This window comes from Pseudomonas sp. 14P_5.3_Bac1, from assembly GCF_025466135.1.
Classification (GTDB): Bacteria; Pseudomonadota; Gammaproteobacteria; order Pseudomonadales; family Pseudomonadaceae; genus Aquipseudomonas.
This window is the reverse complement of the sequence record NZ_JANLOF010000082.1, coordinates 33,870-48,643: the sequence shown is the minus strand read 5'-3', so window position 1 is coordinate 48,643 and position 14,774 is coordinate 33,870. Positions and strand designations below refer to the sequence as shown.

At 60.9% G+C, this 14,774-nt stretch carries 14 protein-coding genes and 1 tRNA gene; 8 read left to right on the top strand and 7 right to left on the bottom strand.

Features of this window, described 5'->3' with window-relative positions; genetic code table 11:
- Positions 1-20: 20 nt before the first annotated feature.
- Both sctV and NTD89_RS23795 read right to left on the bottom strand, forming a co-directional pair.
- On the bottom strand, positions 21-2,114 hold the full coding sequence (sctV, locus tag NTD89_RS23800; protein ID WP_262210017.1) for a type III secretion system export apparatus subunit SctV: 2,094 nt from the start codon (positions 2,112-2,114) through the stop codon (positions 21-23).
- Entirely contained in the window at positions 2,111-3,166 is a 1,056-nt protein-coding gene (locus NTD89_RS23795) for a TyeA family type III secretion system gatekeeper subunit (RefSeq protein WP_178119746.1), read from the bottom strand. The genes sctV and NTD89_RS23795 overlap by 4 nt, the downstream gene beginning before the upstream one ends.
- Positions 3,167-3,428: 262 nt before the next feature.
- Here NTD89_RS23795 and NTD89_RS23790 point away from each other — a divergent pair, with 262 nt between their 5' ends.
- From NTD89_RS23790 to pgeF, 7 genes are all read left to right on the top strand, one after another.
- Entirely contained in the window at positions 3,429-3,980 is a 552-nt protein-coding gene (locus NTD89_RS23790) for an RNA polymerase sigma factor (RefSeq protein WP_106578536.1), read from the top strand.
- Between the two features lie 397 nt (positions 3,981-4,377).
- Positions 4,378-4,454, top strand: a tRNA-Met gene (locus NTD89_RS23785).
- A gap of 95 nt (positions 4,455-4,549) precedes the next feature.
- Complete coding sequence (locus NTD89_RS23780; protein WP_262210014.1) at positions 4,550-5,113, top strand: GNAT family N-acetyltransferase; 564 nt, start codon at positions 4,550-4,552, stop codon at positions 5,111-5,113.
- Positions 5,113-5,946 carry a DMT family transporter gene (locus NTD89_RS23775; RefSeq protein WP_262210012.1) on the top strand — a complete coding sequence of 278 codons (834 nt, stop codon included), beginning with the start codon at positions 5,113-5,115 and terminating at the stop codon, positions 5,944-5,946. The genes NTD89_RS23780 and NTD89_RS23775 overlap by 1 nt, the downstream gene beginning before the upstream one ends.
- A gap of 95 nt (positions 5,947-6,041) precedes the next feature.
- Positions 6,042-6,821 (top strand): PhzF family phenazine biosynthesis protein, encoded by a 780-nt coding sequence (locus NTD89_RS23770; RefSeq protein WP_262210011.1) that lies wholly within the window; start codon positions 6,042-6,044, stop codon positions 6,819-6,821.
- A 36-nt stretch (positions 6,822-6,857) separates the two neighbouring features.
- Positions 6,858-8,687, top strand: coding sequence for a gamma-glutamyltransferase (ggt, locus tag NTD89_RS23765; protein ID WP_262210010.1), 1,830 nt, complete (start codon positions 6,858-6,860; stop codon positions 8,685-8,687).
- A gap of 23 nt (positions 8,688-8,710) precedes the next feature.
- Positions 8,711-9,433 (top strand): peptidoglycan editing factor PgeF, encoded by a 723-nt coding sequence (gene pgeF, locus NTD89_RS23760; RefSeq protein ID WP_262210009.1) that lies wholly within the window; start codon positions 8,711-8,713, stop codon positions 9,431-9,433.
- Positions 9,434-9,602: 169 nt separating this feature from the next.
- Here the strand turns inward: pgeF and ddlA are convergent, their stop codons facing one another.
- From ddlA to NTD89_RS23740, 4 genes are read right to left on the bottom strand one after another with little or no spacing between them, the layout of a single operon-like run.
- Positions 9,603-10,697 carry a D-alanine--D-alanine ligase gene (ddlA, locus tag NTD89_RS23755; RefSeq protein WP_262210008.1) on the bottom strand — a complete coding sequence of 365 codons (1,095 nt, stop codon included), beginning with the start codon at positions 10,695-10,697 and terminating at the stop codon, positions 9,603-9,605.
- A gap of 44 nt (positions 10,698-10,741) precedes the next feature.
- Complete coding sequence (locus tag NTD89_RS23750; RefSeq protein WP_242194952.1) at positions 10,742-11,380, bottom strand: LysE family transporter; 639 nt, start codon at positions 11,378-11,380, stop codon at positions 10,742-10,744.
- A gap of 33 nt (positions 11,381-11,413) precedes the next feature.
- Entirely contained in the window at positions 11,414-11,632 is a 219-nt protein-coding gene (locus NTD89_RS23745) for a helix-turn-helix domain-containing protein (RefSeq protein WP_145165515.1), read from the bottom strand.
- Between the two features lie 7 nt (positions 11,633-11,639).
- Positions 11,640-12,200, bottom strand: a complete 561-nt coding sequence (locus NTD89_RS23740; protein ID WP_145165513.1) for a DUF2975 domain-containing protein — start codon at positions 12,198-12,200, stop codon at positions 11,640-11,642.
- 195 nt (positions 12,201-12,395) lie between these two features.
- Here NTD89_RS23740 and NTD89_RS23735 point away from each other — a divergent pair, with 195 nt between their 5' ends.
- The gene (locus NTD89_RS23735; protein WP_262210006.1) at positions 12,396-13,205 is read left to right on the top strand and encodes an AraC family transcriptional regulator; all 810 of its coding nucleotides are present in this window, start codon (positions 12,396-12,398) and stop codon (positions 13,203-13,205) included.
- Positions 13,206-13,318: 113 nt separating this feature from the next.
- Here NTD89_RS23735 and NTD89_RS23730 read toward each other — a convergent pair whose 3' ends face one another.
- Positions 13,319-14,662, bottom strand: a complete 1,344-nt coding sequence (locus NTD89_RS23730; protein ID WP_410017228.1) for an MFS transporter — start codon at positions 14,660-14,662, stop codon at positions 13,319-13,321.
- Positions 14,663-14,774: the final 112 nt, after the last annotated feature.

Genomic DNA, 14,774 nt, shown 5'->3' with positions numbered 1-14,774 from the left:
CGTTGAAGCTGACTGGCGATTCATGCCAGCGCACCGCGCGCCAGCTCATCCTGGGTCAGGTCAAAACGCCCCAGCACTTTCACCTTGGAGGTGCTTCCCAACTCGGCGAAGGACAGCACCGGCACATGGTTGAACTCTTCCAGAAGCAGGGTGCGCAAGGGGCTGCGCAGGTCTTGTGCCACCAACATCACACTTTTGCTTTTGGCGCGTAAGGTGAAGGCCTGGTTGAGAAGGTTGATCAACGCGGCGCTGCTTTCGTTATCAAGCGCAAAGAAAACCCCGGTCTGCGTCTGACGCAACGCCTCGCGCAGGATGTTTTCGGTATGGGGCGACAACAGCCAGGCGTGCAGGCCGTCTTCCTCGCTGTACTGGTGGAAAATCTGCGCCTTGAGGGCAATGCGCGCGTAGTCAGCCAGCGCTTCGGGCTCGCGCTCATGCTGGCCGTACTCGATCAGCGACTCGACAATCAGCCGCACGGCACGCAGCGGCACGCCTTCGCTGGCCAGGCGTTGCAGGACCGCCGAAAACCGCGAGAGCGGCATGATGCGTTGCAGTTCCTGCACCAGTTCCGGCTGGTTGTGTTCAAGCCAACTGAGGATCGATTTACTCTCCTGGATCCCCAGGAACTGCGGCCCGCTGAGCATCATCGCCTGCCTCATGCGCTCAATGATCAGGCTCGTTGCGGTGAAGCGTTCCAGCTGCGGGTCATCGAGCAGCGGATCATCAGGCGCCAACCACACCCAATCCTGTTCATCGCGGTCGGCCTTGCCGGGTATTGCGTGCTCGGGTTCAACCGTCAGCGCCTTGCGGTCCACGGCCAAATGGTTGACGACCGAGGCCTTGACCATCGGCACTTCATGCACACAAAAGCGCATTTCATCGGCGGCCAGGGCGTCATCCAGTTCGACTTCAAACGGCGGCAAGGTCAAACCGATATTGGCCACCAGTGTGTTTCGGGCCTGGCGTATCCCGTGGATAAGCTCGGTGACCTCGGGGGTTCCGCGCAGAACCGGGGAAAACTGCAGCAAGTAAGGTCGCGACGGATCAAACCCGCGCAAGTCTTCATCACCGTTTTGCTCCGGGCGCACGACGTCCGCGGCTTCGGCGGCCGGCTGTTCTTGTCGTTGACGCTGGCGCATCAAGTAATAACCCAGGCCGCCGGTGACCATCGAAATCAGGATAAACACCAGAGTGGGCATGCCAGGCACCGCTGCAAACGCAAGCATCCCCACCGACGCAATCATCCAGCTCTTGGGTTCGCTGGTCATTTGCCGGGCAATTTCGGCGCCCATGTTACTGATCCCCTTGCGCCCATCCGGAGCCACGCGGGTGATGATCATGCCGGCGGTCAGGGAGATCAGCAGCGCCGGAATCTGTGCAATCAGGCCATCGCCGATGGTCAGCACCGAATACAACCGTATCGACTCGGCGGCGCTCAAGTCGTGTTGAAACATGCCCGTGGTGAAACCACCCAACAGGTTGACCACAACGATGATCAAACCGGCGACGGCATCGCCCTTGACGAATTTCATCGCACCGTCCATGGCACCGAACAACTGGCTCTCGCGGGACAATTGCTCACGTTTGTCCCGCGCTTGCGTGCCGTCGATCAGCCCGGCACGCAGGTCACTGTCGATGGACATCTGTTTACCCGGCATCGCATCCAGGCTGAACCGTGCCGCCACCTCGGCGACCCGTTCCGAACCCTTGGTGATGACCAGGAAGTTGACCAGGGTCAGGATCAGAAAGATCACCATCCCCACCGCCAGATTGCCGCCCACGACGAAATTGCCGAAGGCCTCGACAATGTCGCCGGCGTCCTGTTCCAGCAGAATCAAGCGCGTCGTGGCGATCGACAGCGCCAGACGGAACATGGTGGTCAGCAGCAAAATCGATGGGAACGACGAGAACGCCAAGGGGCCTGGCAAATACAGCGCGAGCACGATCAACAGACAGGATATGCAAATGTTGAGTGCGATCAGAATGTCCACCAGCCAGGTGGGCAACGGCACGATAAAAATAAACACGATGCCCAGGATCACCACTGCGCCCAGGACTTCGGCACGTTGTGCCATTTTGAGCAGTACAGCGTTGATGGCTGACAGTGCAGTCACGCCGACGCCCCCAGGTCGCCGGCAAACTTGATCGGGCCGCGCTCAATCCGCTCCAGTTCCCCCATCACGGCCAAAAAGCTGTCCAGCGCGCCCTGGCGGGTTCGACTGTCGGGCCACAAGGCCAAAGGCAATTGCCGGACCAGAGGGTAAAGCGCGTTGAGAACAATCACTTGCCGGGGGCTCGGGCCACTGCCCAGATCATGCCCAAGTCGCAGGATTTCGCCCGCATCGATGCCGCTGCCGGCATACCCCAGCAGGCGCTGCAAAAGACTGACGGCGTCGTAGCCGATGCCCAGGCGCTGGATCAACGCGTGGCAACCGGCCAACACGGTGCTCAGTTGCCCACAGCTTTGCAGGGCCAGCAACAACGTGCGCAATCGCGGCGTGGTCATTGACGAAACCAGGACCGCGATGTCGTCAGCCAAGGCTTTGCGCATGCTGATGAGCCTGACGGAAAACGTATCGCCGCCGTATACGCCCAACAGTGCCTGCATCATCGTCGCCAGGGATTGGCGCGTGGCCACACTGGCGTAATAAAGCGCGCGCAGCGCCTGGCGCTCCTGCGGATCACCACCGGCCTCCATCAACGCCGTGGCGAATTTGAGGCCCGCCTGGATCTCCCCCTTAAAGCCCACCGCCAGCATGCCAATAGCATCCCGCGCCAAGGCCGCTTCGGTGGGGCGCACATCATTGTCCGCCTGGGCTTCCAGATGCTTGAGCACCACGTAGGCACGTGCGGGGTCGCCCTCGGCGAGCTCTACCAGCTTGTCGACACTGGGATGCTGCTGCAATTGCTGCCTGAACCGCCGCGAAATAGTCGCCAGGGACTCCTGAGCAGGATGGCCCAACTGCTCATAAAGTTGCGCAAGCTGTTCGGTGGGGGGCACGCGAATCGACACCGAGCGCTGAGCGCGGTTGTTGGCAATCACTTCCTGGTCGAAGAGCGAAGCAAGCTCATCAACCTTCGCGGGTGCGGGCGTGGAAACAGGCGCAACGGCGGATTGATCCAGGCGCTGGGCAGAGGGCGCATCTTTAGGGGATTCGACTTTCATAAGCATGCCAAGACGGGAAGAGTGTGTCCCTATGTGGCAATGCCTGCCGATACGGTTCCATCAGAACGCGACTATCGAGACGTTTGACAAGACCGGCACAAAGCCTCGGCGCTTTTTGCAAACTACTGCGCAATACCTCTCCATTTCAAGATATTTACCTTTAATAATCAGCCATTTACGCGACTTTTCCATTTGGCACACCCAGTGCTAAAGGGGTTTCCATCGAACTTATTTCGATAGCGTCTACCCTGAGGAAAAAAACGTGAATATCCCAATTGAAGCTTTAGCGCACCTGGTTGGCAGCTCGCCTCAATTCATGCTCCAACTGACGGACGACCAACAGAAAAAACTCCGGCGTTTTATTCATAAACGCGTACTCAACCCCGAAGATGCAGACGACATACTGCAACTGACTTACCTGGAAGCCTGGCGCAACAGGGAGCGCTTCAGTGGTCAGGCGAGCCTCAGTACCTGGATGTGCGGGATTGCTCAGAACCTGGTACGCAACCACTTCCGCCGCCTGTACGCCAAGCCTGTGCACTGCGAATTCGATGAATCGCTGTGGCATGGGCAGGAGGAAACCAAGAACCTGGATTGGCAGTTCGAGATCAACCGCCGACTGGAGAAAACCCTGACCGCCATCGACCACCTGCCCACAGAAATGCGCAAGACGTTGTACGCCTCACTGGAGACCGACGGCAGCTACCAGGACACCGCCGACGTGTTGGACATACCCATCGGCACCGTTCGCTCGCGCTTGTCACGCGCGCGCGAACACCTCAAGCGCGTCACGCATAACCCGTCGCAACCGTAAGGTCCTCTAGCGGGTAATCGTTGGGCGGCAGGGATATCTGCCCAACCGAATTTTGCTCCTTTCATTCACCGCGACGCGTTCACCAACCGCCCGAACACCCCACTCCCTACCGACTGCCTCTCCCACCTGATGCTCAGCGCTTGCGCTACCGTTCTCGACTGCGGCGCCCTCTCGCAGCGTCACGATCAACGCCGGATGGCATCTGCAGAAAATCACCACGACCGTGATTGATCGCTTAATTGAAAGCCTGCGCCCACACACGGCCCGACAGGCGGACGAATGACAAGCCACTCGTCGCCAGAACTGACGATTCCGGTTAAACAATTGAAAGCGTAGAAAAAATTTCGATAAAAGTGCTTGACGCATTCCCGTTCTACGCGAATAATGCGCGCCACTTGGCTACATAGCTCAGTTGGTTAGAGCATAGCATTCATAATGCTGGGGTCCGGGGTTCAAGTCCCTGTGTAGCCACCAAGTACTAAAAACGGCTTACCGAAAGGTAGGCCGTTTTTTTATGCCTGAACAAAAGCCCTCAGGCATACTCGCCCCCAACCACAAGGAGGCGATACGTGAACCCGCACTTCCCCACCCACGGCATTGCCACCGAACGGCTGATACTGCAAGCCGCCCAGCCGTCTCACGCTCAGGCCCTGCACACCTATCTGCTGCAAAACCGCGCTTACCTGCAACCCTGGGAGCCCACGCGCGACGATGACTTCTTTGCACTCGACGCCATCACTCAACGCCTCGAAACCATGGCCGAGAAAACCGCCAGCGGCGAAGCGCTGCACCTGCTGATACGGCGCGACGGTCAGATCATCGGCGCGTGCAATTTCACCAATATCGTTCGCGGTGCATTTCAAGCCTGCCACCTGGGCTACGCGCTGGACGAATCGGCTCAGGGCCAGGGGCTGATGCACGAAGCGCTGAAGGCTGCGATTGCCTATGTGTTCGATGCCATGAAACTGCATCGAATCATGGCCAACTACCGCCCCGAAAATGCACGCAGTGCACGCCTGCTGGAACGGCTGGGGTTTGAGCGCGAGGGTCAAGCGCGGGCCTATCTCAAGATTAACGGCGTGTGGGCGGACCACGTGCTGATGTCGCTGATCAACCACGCGCAGAGCAACTGATGAGCCTCAGCGTATTCGCCATCATCCTCTTGGGCGCCGCGCTCCACGCCACCTGGAACGCCGTGGTCAAAGGCGGCGCCGACAAGCTGTTGACCACCTGCATGATCGCCTCCGTCGCCTCGTTGATCGCGTTGGCCGCCACCCCACTTCTGGTGCTGCCGGCAAGAGAGAGCTGGCCGTTCATCGGCGCGTCGGTGGTTCTCCAAGTGCTGTATTTCGTACTGGTGGCCTCGACCTACCGCATTGCCGACATGAGCCAGACTTACCCGATCATGCGCGGCACAGCGCCGCTGCTGGTCGCGACGGTGAGCGTGTTTGTGTTGGCCGAGCCACTGTCGACATCCGCCTGGCTTGGCATTGCGGTGATCTCACTGGGCATTTTGAGCATGGCCCTGGCGCCTTCTTCAGGGCCAAGAAAAGGCCTGGTGCTGGCACTGATCAACGCCGGCGTGATCGCCGGCTACACCCTTATCGATGGCCTGGGCGTGCGCAAGTCCGGCGCGCCTGTGGCCTACACGCTGTGGATTTTCCTGCTGACCGGCGTCCCGCTGGCGACGTGGGCGTTAGCTTCCCGGCGCACGCTGTTCTGTGATTACCTCGCGCGTAACTGGCGCTTGGGCGTCGTCGGCGGCGTGGGCACGATTGCCTCGTATGGCCTGGCGCTGTGGGCCATGACCGCAGCCCCCATCGCGACCGTTTCGGCCCTGCGCGAAACGTCGATCCTGTTTGGCGTGGTGATCTCGGCCTGGGTGCTTAAAGAGCGCCTGACGCGCGTGCGCATCGTGGCCGCGTGCGTGATTGCCGCCGGGGCGATGGTGTTGCGCCTGGGATGAGCAAGACGCATGCGCTCAAAAAAACTCCGTATCTGTATTTTGACGCCTTAAAGACCCACTGTTAGTGTCCAGCCTCCCTACTCGGAGTGCCCTCGATGAAACTGGATATCTATCAAGTCGATGCTTTCAGCCAACACCCCTTTGGCGGCAACCCGGCGGCAGTCTGTCCGCTCACCGAGTGGCTGCCCGACGAACAACTGCAGAACATCGCGGCTGAAAACAACCTCTCCGAAACCGCCTACTTCGTCCCTCGTGGCGATTTCTACGAGTTGCGCTGGTTCACCCCGGAGGTCGAAGTGGACCTGTGTGGCCATGCCACGCTGGCCGCAGCCTGGGTGTTGATTCACCAATTGGCGGATGCACCCGACGTATTGCGTTTTGCCACCCGCAGCGGCGAGCTTCGCGTGACGCGCAATGGCGACGAACTGGCGATGGATTTCCCGGCCAAACAGCCCCAGCGCTGCGAGCCGCCAAGCGGCATGTTGAGCGCATTGGGGATTGAGCATGCCCAGGTGTTTGCCACCGACGACTACCTCGTGCTGGTCGACGACGAAGCTCAAGTCGCCGCCCTGACGCCGGACTTCGCGCGCCTCAAGGGCCTGCCCAAACGCGGGATTGCGGTGACGGCCAAAAGCACGCGGTTTGATTTTGTATCCCGTTGGTTCGGCCCCAACGTGGGCGTCAATGAAGACCCGGTCACCGGTTCCGCACACACCTCGCTGGCGCCCTTCTGGGCCGAGCGTTTGGGCAAGTCGCAGTTGACTGCTGAACAGGGCGGCAAGCGCCGTGGGCAACTGCGTTGCGAGCTCAAGGGCGACCGCGTGATTATCTCCGGCCACGCGGTGCTCTACCTGCAAGGCACGATATACCTGTAAAAAGCCGTAACCCAAGGACAACAGATCATTCTCAAAATGAACGGAGTTCAGCGCGTGTTTTCGATTTCCCGCCGTCAACTGTCAATGATTGCCGCCGCCCTCGCCCTGGCTGGCTGCCATACCGCCGTCAATGAACAACCGCCCGCGCCGGAGCTGGGTTCGGGTTATCGCACCGACCTCACCACCCGCCACGCCGAGCGCCATATGGCCGCCGCCGCCAACCCGCTGGCTGCCGAAGCCGGGCGCGAGATGCTGCGCCAGGGCGGCTCGGCCATTGACGCCGCGATTGCGATGCAGGCGGTGTTGACCCTGGTGGAGCCGCAATCATCCGGCATCGGCGGCGGCGCGTTCATCATGCTGTGGGATGGCAAAAACGTGCACGCGTATGACGGCCGCGAAACGGCGCCCGCGGGCGCCACCGAACGCTTGTTCCTTAAAGCGGACGGCACGCCGATGGCCTTTGCCGAGGCGCAGATTGGTGGGCGTTCGGTTGGCACGCCAGGCGTGTTGCGCGCGCTGGAGATGGCACACAAAAAGACCGGCCACCTGCAATGGGCCAAGCTGTTTGAACCGGCGATTCGCCTGTCCGAGCAAGGCTTCGCGATTTCCCCGCGCCTGCACGCGCTGATCGCTGCCGACCGTTACATCGCGCAATCGCCCGAGATGGCGGCGTATTTTCTGAATGCCGACGGCACACCTAAAGCTGCCGGCACGCTGTTGAAAAACCCGGCGCTGGCCAGCGTGTTCAAGCGCATCGCCAAGGAAGGGCCGGATGCGTTGTACCAGGGGCCGATTGCCGATGAGATCGCGCGCAAGGTCCAGGGCAACCGCAACGCGGGCAGCCTGTCGCAGGCGGACCTCAAGGGCTACACCGCCAAGGAGCGCACGCCACTGTGCACCGACTACAAGCGCTATCAGGTGTGCGGCATGCCACCGCCGTCATCGGGCGGGATTGCTGTCGCGCAGATCCTCGGTACGTTGCAGGCGTTGGAAACCCGCGACCAGCGCTTGGCCATCGCACCGATGAAGCCGGTGAAAAGCACATCGCCTGCCGGCCTTGAGCCCACACCTGAAGCCGTGCACCTGCTCGCCGAAGCCGGTCGCCTGGCCTTCGCCGACCGTGGTTTGTACGTAGCCGACGCCGATTTCGTGCCGGTGCCGACCGCAGGCCTGATCGCCCCGGACTACCTGGCCAAACGCGCCACACTGATCGGCGACCGCAGCATGGGCATCGCCAAGCCGGGCACGCCTGCGGGCATCCAGGTGGCGTACGCGCCGGACCGCTCGCCGTTGCGCATTTCGACCTCGCAGGTGGTGGCGGTAGATGACCTGGGCGGCGCCGTGTCGATGACCACCACGGTGGAAGCGGCGTTTGGTTCGCACGTGATGGTTCAGGGCTTTTTGCTGAACAACCAGATGACTGACTTCTCGTTCATCCCCGCAGAAAACGGCCAGCCGGTGGCCAACCGCGTCGAGCCGGGCAAACGTCCGCGCTCGGCCATGGCGCCGACGCTGGTGTTCGATCGCAAGAGCGGCGAGTTGCTGGCCACCGTCGGATCGCCAGGCGGTTCGCAGATCATCGAGTACGTGAGCAAATCCCTGGTGGCGATGCTCGACTGGAACCTCGACCCGCAAGCGGCCATCAGCTTGCCCAACTTTGGTAGCCGTAACGGCGCCACCGAGCTTGAGGCTGGGATGTTCAGCCCCAAGTTGAAGCAGGCGCTGAGGGACAAAGGCCATGCACTGAGCGAGATTGATATGACCAGCGGCATCCAGGCCATCGTGCGCACGCGGGACGCCCAGGGTAAGGCGTCGCTGAGCGGCGGCGCCGACCCTCGGCGCGAAGGCGAAGCGGTCGGCGACTGACTTTATTGAGCGGAGAGAGCCCCTTGCAACAGGCAAACAATCTCGGCGCCATCCCCGGCGTCGACCACGGTTTTTGTTCGATCAATGATCCATTGCGGCCGCACGAGGTGTTTATCTGCAAGCAGGTGCACAGTGCTTCGGTGATTGAATGGCAGGCGCAGCAGGTGAGCAACACCATTGAGGCAGACGGCGTGTTCACGCGCGCGCCTCAGCCAATCGCCGTGATCACCGCTGACTGCCTGCCCATTCTGATCGCCGCACACAGTGGTGAACGGGTCGCCGCCGTGCATGGCGGCTGGAAGGGCCTGCAAGGGGGAATCATCGCCAATGCGGTGAAACAATTGGCTGCCGAGGGCATTGCAGTTGACCAGTTGCGGGTGGCGATCGGGCCGTCGATCAAGCCGTGTTGTTATGAAGTGAGCGCCGAGTTTATCGCGCAATTTCAGGCGGATCAGGGGCACGTGTGGCGTGACGCTCAGGCGCCATGGCACTTCGAGCAACCGACGCCACGGCTGTCACCGCAGATTGCACCGCCCCACGCGCGGCAAGCGGGAAGTGCGTGGTTCGACTTGAGTGGTTACGGGGTGATGCTGTTGCAAGCGGCGGGCCTTAAGCGTGAGCAGATCGACGTCAGCGAGGTGTGCACGTATTGCACATCACCGACCTTCGCCAGCTACCGCAGAAGAACCCACCACCCTAAAGAGCCGAAGACGCTGATCTATTCGTGGATCGCCCGCAAAACCTGAAGAGCAAGCTCGTCGTGGCGAGCGGGCTTGCCCCGCGTTGGGCTGCGCAGCAGCCCCAAAACCACCCAACTCATTCCTGTCAGACACAATGCGGTGAGCCTGACGGGGCTGCTGCGCAGCCCAACGCGGGGCGAGCCCGCTCGCCACAAAAGATAGCTCCCCACAACAATCAGCGGCTGATCTTCAGCCCCTTGCGCCCCGCATGTCGCTCCAGCGCCAGCTCAATCAAGCGGCTTACCAATTCGCTGTAACTCATGCCCGCCGCCTGCCACAGCTTGGGGTACATGCTGATGCGGGTGAAGCCGGGCAGTGAGTTGATTTCGTTGATCAGCACTTCGCCATCGTCGGTGAGGAACACGTCGACTCGCGCCAACCCGGCGCAGCCCAAAACCTCAAACGCTTCAATGGCGAGTTGGCGAATACGCTCACTGGCCTCAAGGCTGATATCAGCCGGCACCACCACTTGGGCGGCCTGGGCGTCGATGTATTTACTGTCGTAGGAATAGAAACCGCTGCCCACCACGATCTCGCCGCAGCCGCTGGCGACAGGGTTGTCGTTGCCCAACACGGCGCATTCAATTTCACGCCCCTGGACAGCGGACTCCACCAGCACTTTTTCATCAAAGCCCAAGGCCAGTTCGACCGCGGCATGGTACTCGGCCTCGTTGCTGACTTTACTCACGCCCACCGAGGAGCCCTGGTTGGCGGGTTTGACGAACATCGGCAAGCCAAGCTTGTTCACTGCTGTATCAAAAGCGCTGCGCGCCGCGTTGCGACGCGTCAGGGTGATGAACGGAGTAACGGCAATACCGGCATCGCGCAGCAGGCGTTTGCTGATGTCCTTGTCCATGCACACCGCCGAGCCGAGCACGTCGGAGCCCACGAAAGGCAGGTCCGCCATGCGCAGCAGGCCTTGCAGGCAGCCGTCTTCGCCAAGGGTGCCGTGGACGATAGGGAAGATCACATCGATGTGTTCCAGCAGGCTCTGCCCGGAGGTTTCCACCACTTGCTGGCTGGCCTTGCCCGGCACCACCGCCAGTTCGCGGTTGGACTGGTTGAGGGCGATCAGGGCCGGGTTTTCCTGGTTGATCAGGAAGTTCGAGGTTTCGTTCAGGTGCCAGTGGCCGGCCTTGTCGATGCCGATCAGAACCGGCTCGAAGCGCGAGCGGTCCAGTGCATCGACGATGTTGCGCGCCGACTGCAGCGAGACCTCGTGCTCGGCCGAACGGCCACCAAAAATAATACCTACCCGCACCTTGCTCATGACTCGGCCTCACTGTTGAAAGTAAGGCTTCTTACCATGAGCGGTCAGCGATTCGCTACCAGATGTGCGCCGAACAACAGGTAGCACCCACCGGCAAACCGGTCGAGCCACTTGCGTGAACGGCTGTAGAGGTTGGCCATGCGCTCACTGGAAAACACCAGGGCCACGCTGGTGTACCAACTGAACGACAAGGTGGCCATGGTAATCACCGCCAGGGCCAACAATGTCGGCGACGGTGAAGGCGGCATGGTCGACGCGAAGGCCGTGGCGACGAACAGCGCGGCTTTGGGGTTGGACAAGTTGCCCAGCAGACCGAAGCGCCAGGCGGAGAACAGCGAGCGCTTGGGTTCGTCGGGCAACACGGTCTGGCTCGCGGTTGGCGCCGAACGCTTGAACAGTTTCAGCCCCAGGTAGATCAGGTAGCAGCCACCGATGATCTTGAATGCCAGATAGAGCATGGGCGCCGCAGTGAACAGCGACTTGATGCCCAAACCGCCCGCCAGCCCCCAGATCACCGTGCCCGTGGCTACTCCGGCAGACGCCACCACGCCATGCCGACGCGAACAGCTCGCCGCCAGTTGGGCGGTATTGAAGAAGTTCGGGCCCGGCGTCACCACCGCGACGGTCCAAAGCAGCCCCAGCGACAGCAGCGGCGCAACGTACGGCAAGTCTGAGAACAGCATTGGACGACCCCTCTTGTTCTTAAGTGGTTAAACCTATTCGCCCGCGGGTTCAGGCGTGTGCACCAACAGGTCGCCAGGCTGGCAGTCCAGGTAGGTACAGATCGCATCCAGCGTACCCAGCCGTATGCCCTTGACCTTGCCTTGCTTGAGCAACGACAGGTTCTGTTCGGTAATCCCGATGGCGGCTGCCAGGTCTTTGGATTTGACCTTGCGCCGGGCAAGCATAACGTCCAGTTCAATCACAATGGGCATTTCGATCTCAAACAAAAGTGCGGTTTTCAGAATCCACTTCGCTGGCCTGCCACAGGATACGCGCGATTACCGCAATGCACGCAGCGAGAAACAACGCGACGAAGCTCGGCGGGGTCAGACTCAAGGTGAAAAATCGCTGGCCCAGCGGCTGGTTCATCGAGACCCAGAGGCCGAGCAACGGCTCGCATAAAAAGTCCAGCAGTACCCACAATGCAACAGCTCGACCGACTTTGCCCAGATGCTGCGCCGCCGCGCTGGAGAAATACTCGCCCCGCGCATAGTTGCGAAACAGCTGGCGCAGATGGTTCAAGCCCGACACCAAGGCCACCAGCGGGATGCTGGAAAAAATGATTCCGCCAAGTTTTTGCCACCAGGGGAGCAGCGCAATTTGCACGCCGCTGTCCTGGATCCGGTTACTCAAGGAAAAGCTCAGGCCCAGGCCATCGGCGGAAGAACCCAGCACCGGAAACAGCCAGACGCCGGTGTTGAGCACCAGCATGACGACCATCAGCAAGAGGGTAAGCAGCGACATGCGCTGGCTGAGCTGAGCCAGACGTTGGGTATTCATAAGTAACCTCGATCAGTAAGTGAGGTCGCAAAAATAATAGATTAATTATCGTAAAACAATCATTTATTAACCTAATTCAACATTTACGCTACTGAAAGCCTTCGTCCGAGCACGCACAATCGTTCAAGACCTCAACAGACACGACATGCCAGACTGGGTTAACGTGTTTCCCACCTCTATTTGTGACAAGTCACCATGGGCCAACCCACTTCCACCCTCGATTGGTTGCACCGCGCCCCGCACGCCAGCGGGCTGGACCGCATCGAAGCGTATTTCGCCGGCTTTGCATTCGACCCGCATCGCCATGACACCTACGCCATCGGGCGCACCTTGTTTGGCGTGCAGAGCTACCACTACCGTGGCTGCATGACGCACAGCCTGCCGGGTACGACCATGGTGATTCACCCTGACGAATCCCATGACGGCCGCGCCAGCAGTGTGGAAGGCTTCAAGTACCGCATGATTTATGTGGAGCCGGCGCTGATCCAGCAGATTCTCGGCAGCCGGCCGTTGCCGTTTATCCACAACGGCCTGTCGACTGACCCGCGGCTGTTCCGCGCCAGCGAAGTGTTGCTGCAAAGCCTGGACTGCCCGATTGACCCGATGCAGGAACAGGACGCGCTGTACGACCTGGCGCAAGCACTGAGCGCTGCCTCGGGGGTGATCATCAGCCGTAAATCCTTCGATTACGTCGCCGCCGAGCGCGCGCGGGAATTTATCCACAGCGCCTTGGGCCGCAGCATCACCCTGGATGAAATGGCCGACCATTGCGGTCGTGATCGGTGGGCGCTGTCGCGGGATTTTCGCTTGTTGTTCGGCACCAGTCCCTATCGGTACCTGACCATGCGACGGTTGGACTTGGTACGCGGCTTGCTGGCCCAGGGCCAATCGCTGGTGGACGCGGCGCTGACCGCCGGTTTCACCGACCAGAGCCATATGACCCGGCAATTTCGCAGCACCTACGGCATGCCGCCATCGCGCTGGGTGAAGATGCTCGGGCGCTGATGTGAAACGCAATCAAAATGTGGGAGCGGGCTTGCTCGCGAAAGCGCAGTGTCAGTCGACTTATGAGTGACTGATCCACCGCCTTCGCGAGCAAGCCCGCTCCCACATTGGTTCTATGTTGTTTCCACTATCGCATTCGGCTCGGGCGCTTGCGTTTTGAGCCGCAGCGCCACCACCGTGCCCAACAAGGCAATTGCCGCGCTCCACCACAGCGCCAGCTCGATCCCGCCCGCATTCGCCACCGACACCAGCACCGCCAGGCCCAACGCGCCGCCGATCTGCTGGCTGGTAGACGCCATCCCCGCCGCCACGCCCTGCTCCCCTGGCCGAATACCCAGCCCTGCCGCCACCCACATCGCTGTCCAGGTCATGCCCTGTCCGATGCTCAAAATGAAGATTCCCGGCAACAGCGACCAAAACCCCACGCCCGTCGGCAATGCCCAACACACCAGTGCAATGCCCAGCGCGCCCGCCAGTTGCCCGCTGACCAAGGTGTTGCGCAACCCCAGCCTGGCCAGCGAACGCTCTGCCAACCAGATGCCAAACGTGCACACCAGGGTCGCCGGTAAAAACGCCAAGCCGGCTTGCAATACGCTGTAGCCATAGACCTGCTGGTAATACAGCGCCAGGAAGTAGTACTGCACGCCAAAGCTGCTCATGAACACCGCCGTGAGCACCATCGCCATGCGCAGTTCGCGGTAGGCGAACAAGCGCAGCGGCATCAGTGGATCGCTGCCGCGATGCTCGATCCAGGCGAACAATCCAAGCAATACCAGCGCCAAGGCGATGCAGGCCAGCGTCTGCGGCGCCGACCAGCCCCACTCGGGGCCTTGCACCAGCGCGAACACCAGCAGCGTGCCGCCGACAGTCACAGTCAAGGCGCCGCCGATGTCGAATTTGCGCCCACGCACACGCTCGCCATCGGCTGGAATCCAGTAACGCGCCGCCCACGCGCAGCCGCCCGCCAACGGCACATTCACCAGAAACACCGCCTCCCATCCCCACACCTGAGTCAGCGCGCCGCCCAGTAATGCGCCAAGTGCCAACCCCGCTGCCGAGGCTGCGCTCCACACCGCAAATGCTCGATTGCGTGCAGACCCTTCGGCATAGTGCGTGTTGATCAACGCTAACGTGGCCGGGAACAACAACGCCCCGCCCACGCCTTGCACCGCCCGCGCCAGCACCAGCAACACCGCGCTGCCGCCGAGCACCGCCGCCAATGAGGCCAGCGCATACAGCGACTGGCCCACCCGGTAAAAACGGCGCTTGCCAAGCAAGTCCGTCGCCCTGCCACCCAACAACAGAAAACCACCAAACGCCACGCTGTAGGCGCTCACCACCCATTGCAATTGCTGCGCGGAAAAATCCAGGTGCGCGCCAATCTGCGGCAGGGCGACAAACACTATGGTGGCATCCAGGGCGATGATCAGTTGTGCGGTGGCCAGCAATAAAAGCATCCAGCCAGAGGGTCGAGAGGAAGACATCACAGCGTCCAGTCCGAAAATAAGAGGTGCCAGTTTCTTTCATGCCTGACAGATGATAAATAGCGCTATCACTCTTTCAGTAATG

Coding starts and splice junctions, on each gene's coding strand:
- NTD89_RS23730 (WP_410017228.1), bottom strand. CDS start 14,662: ATGCTTTTATTGCTGGCCACCGCACAACTGATCATCGCCCTGGATGCC.
- NTD89_RS23775 (WP_262210012.1), top strand. CDS start 5,113: ATGAGCCTCAGCGTATTCGCCATCATCCTCTTGGGCGCCGCGCTCCAC.
- NTD89_RS23740 (WP_145165513.1), bottom strand. CDS start 12,200: ATGAATACCCAACGTCTGGCTCAGCTCAGCCAGCGCATGTCGCTGCTT.
- ddlA (WP_262210008.1), bottom strand. CDS start 10,697: ATGAGCAAGGTGCGGGTAGGTATTATTTTTGGTGGCCGTTCGGCCGAG.
- NTD89_RS23770 (WP_262210011.1), top strand. CDS start 6,042: ATGAAACTGGATATCTATCAAGTCGATGCTTTCAGCCAACACCCCTTT.
- NTD89_RS23750 (WP_242194952.1), bottom strand. CDS start 11,380: ATGCTGTTCTCAGACTTGCCGTACGTTGCGCCGCTGCTGTCGCTGGGG.
- ggt (WP_262210010.1), top strand. CDS start 6,858: ATGAACGGAGTTCAGCGCGTGTTTTCGATTTCCCGCCGTCAACTGTCA.
- NTD89_RS23745 (WP_145165515.1), bottom strand. CDS start 11,632: ATGCCCATTGTGATTGAACTGGACGTTATGCTTGCCCGGCGCAAGGTC.
- NTD89_RS23735 (WP_262210006.1), top strand. CDS start 12,396: ATGGGCCAACCCACTTCCACCCTCGATTGGTTGCACCGCGCCCCGCAC.
- NTD89_RS23795 (WP_178119746.1), bottom strand. CDS start 3,166: ATGAAAGTCGAATCCCCTAAAGATGCGCCCTCTGCCCAGCGCCTGGAT.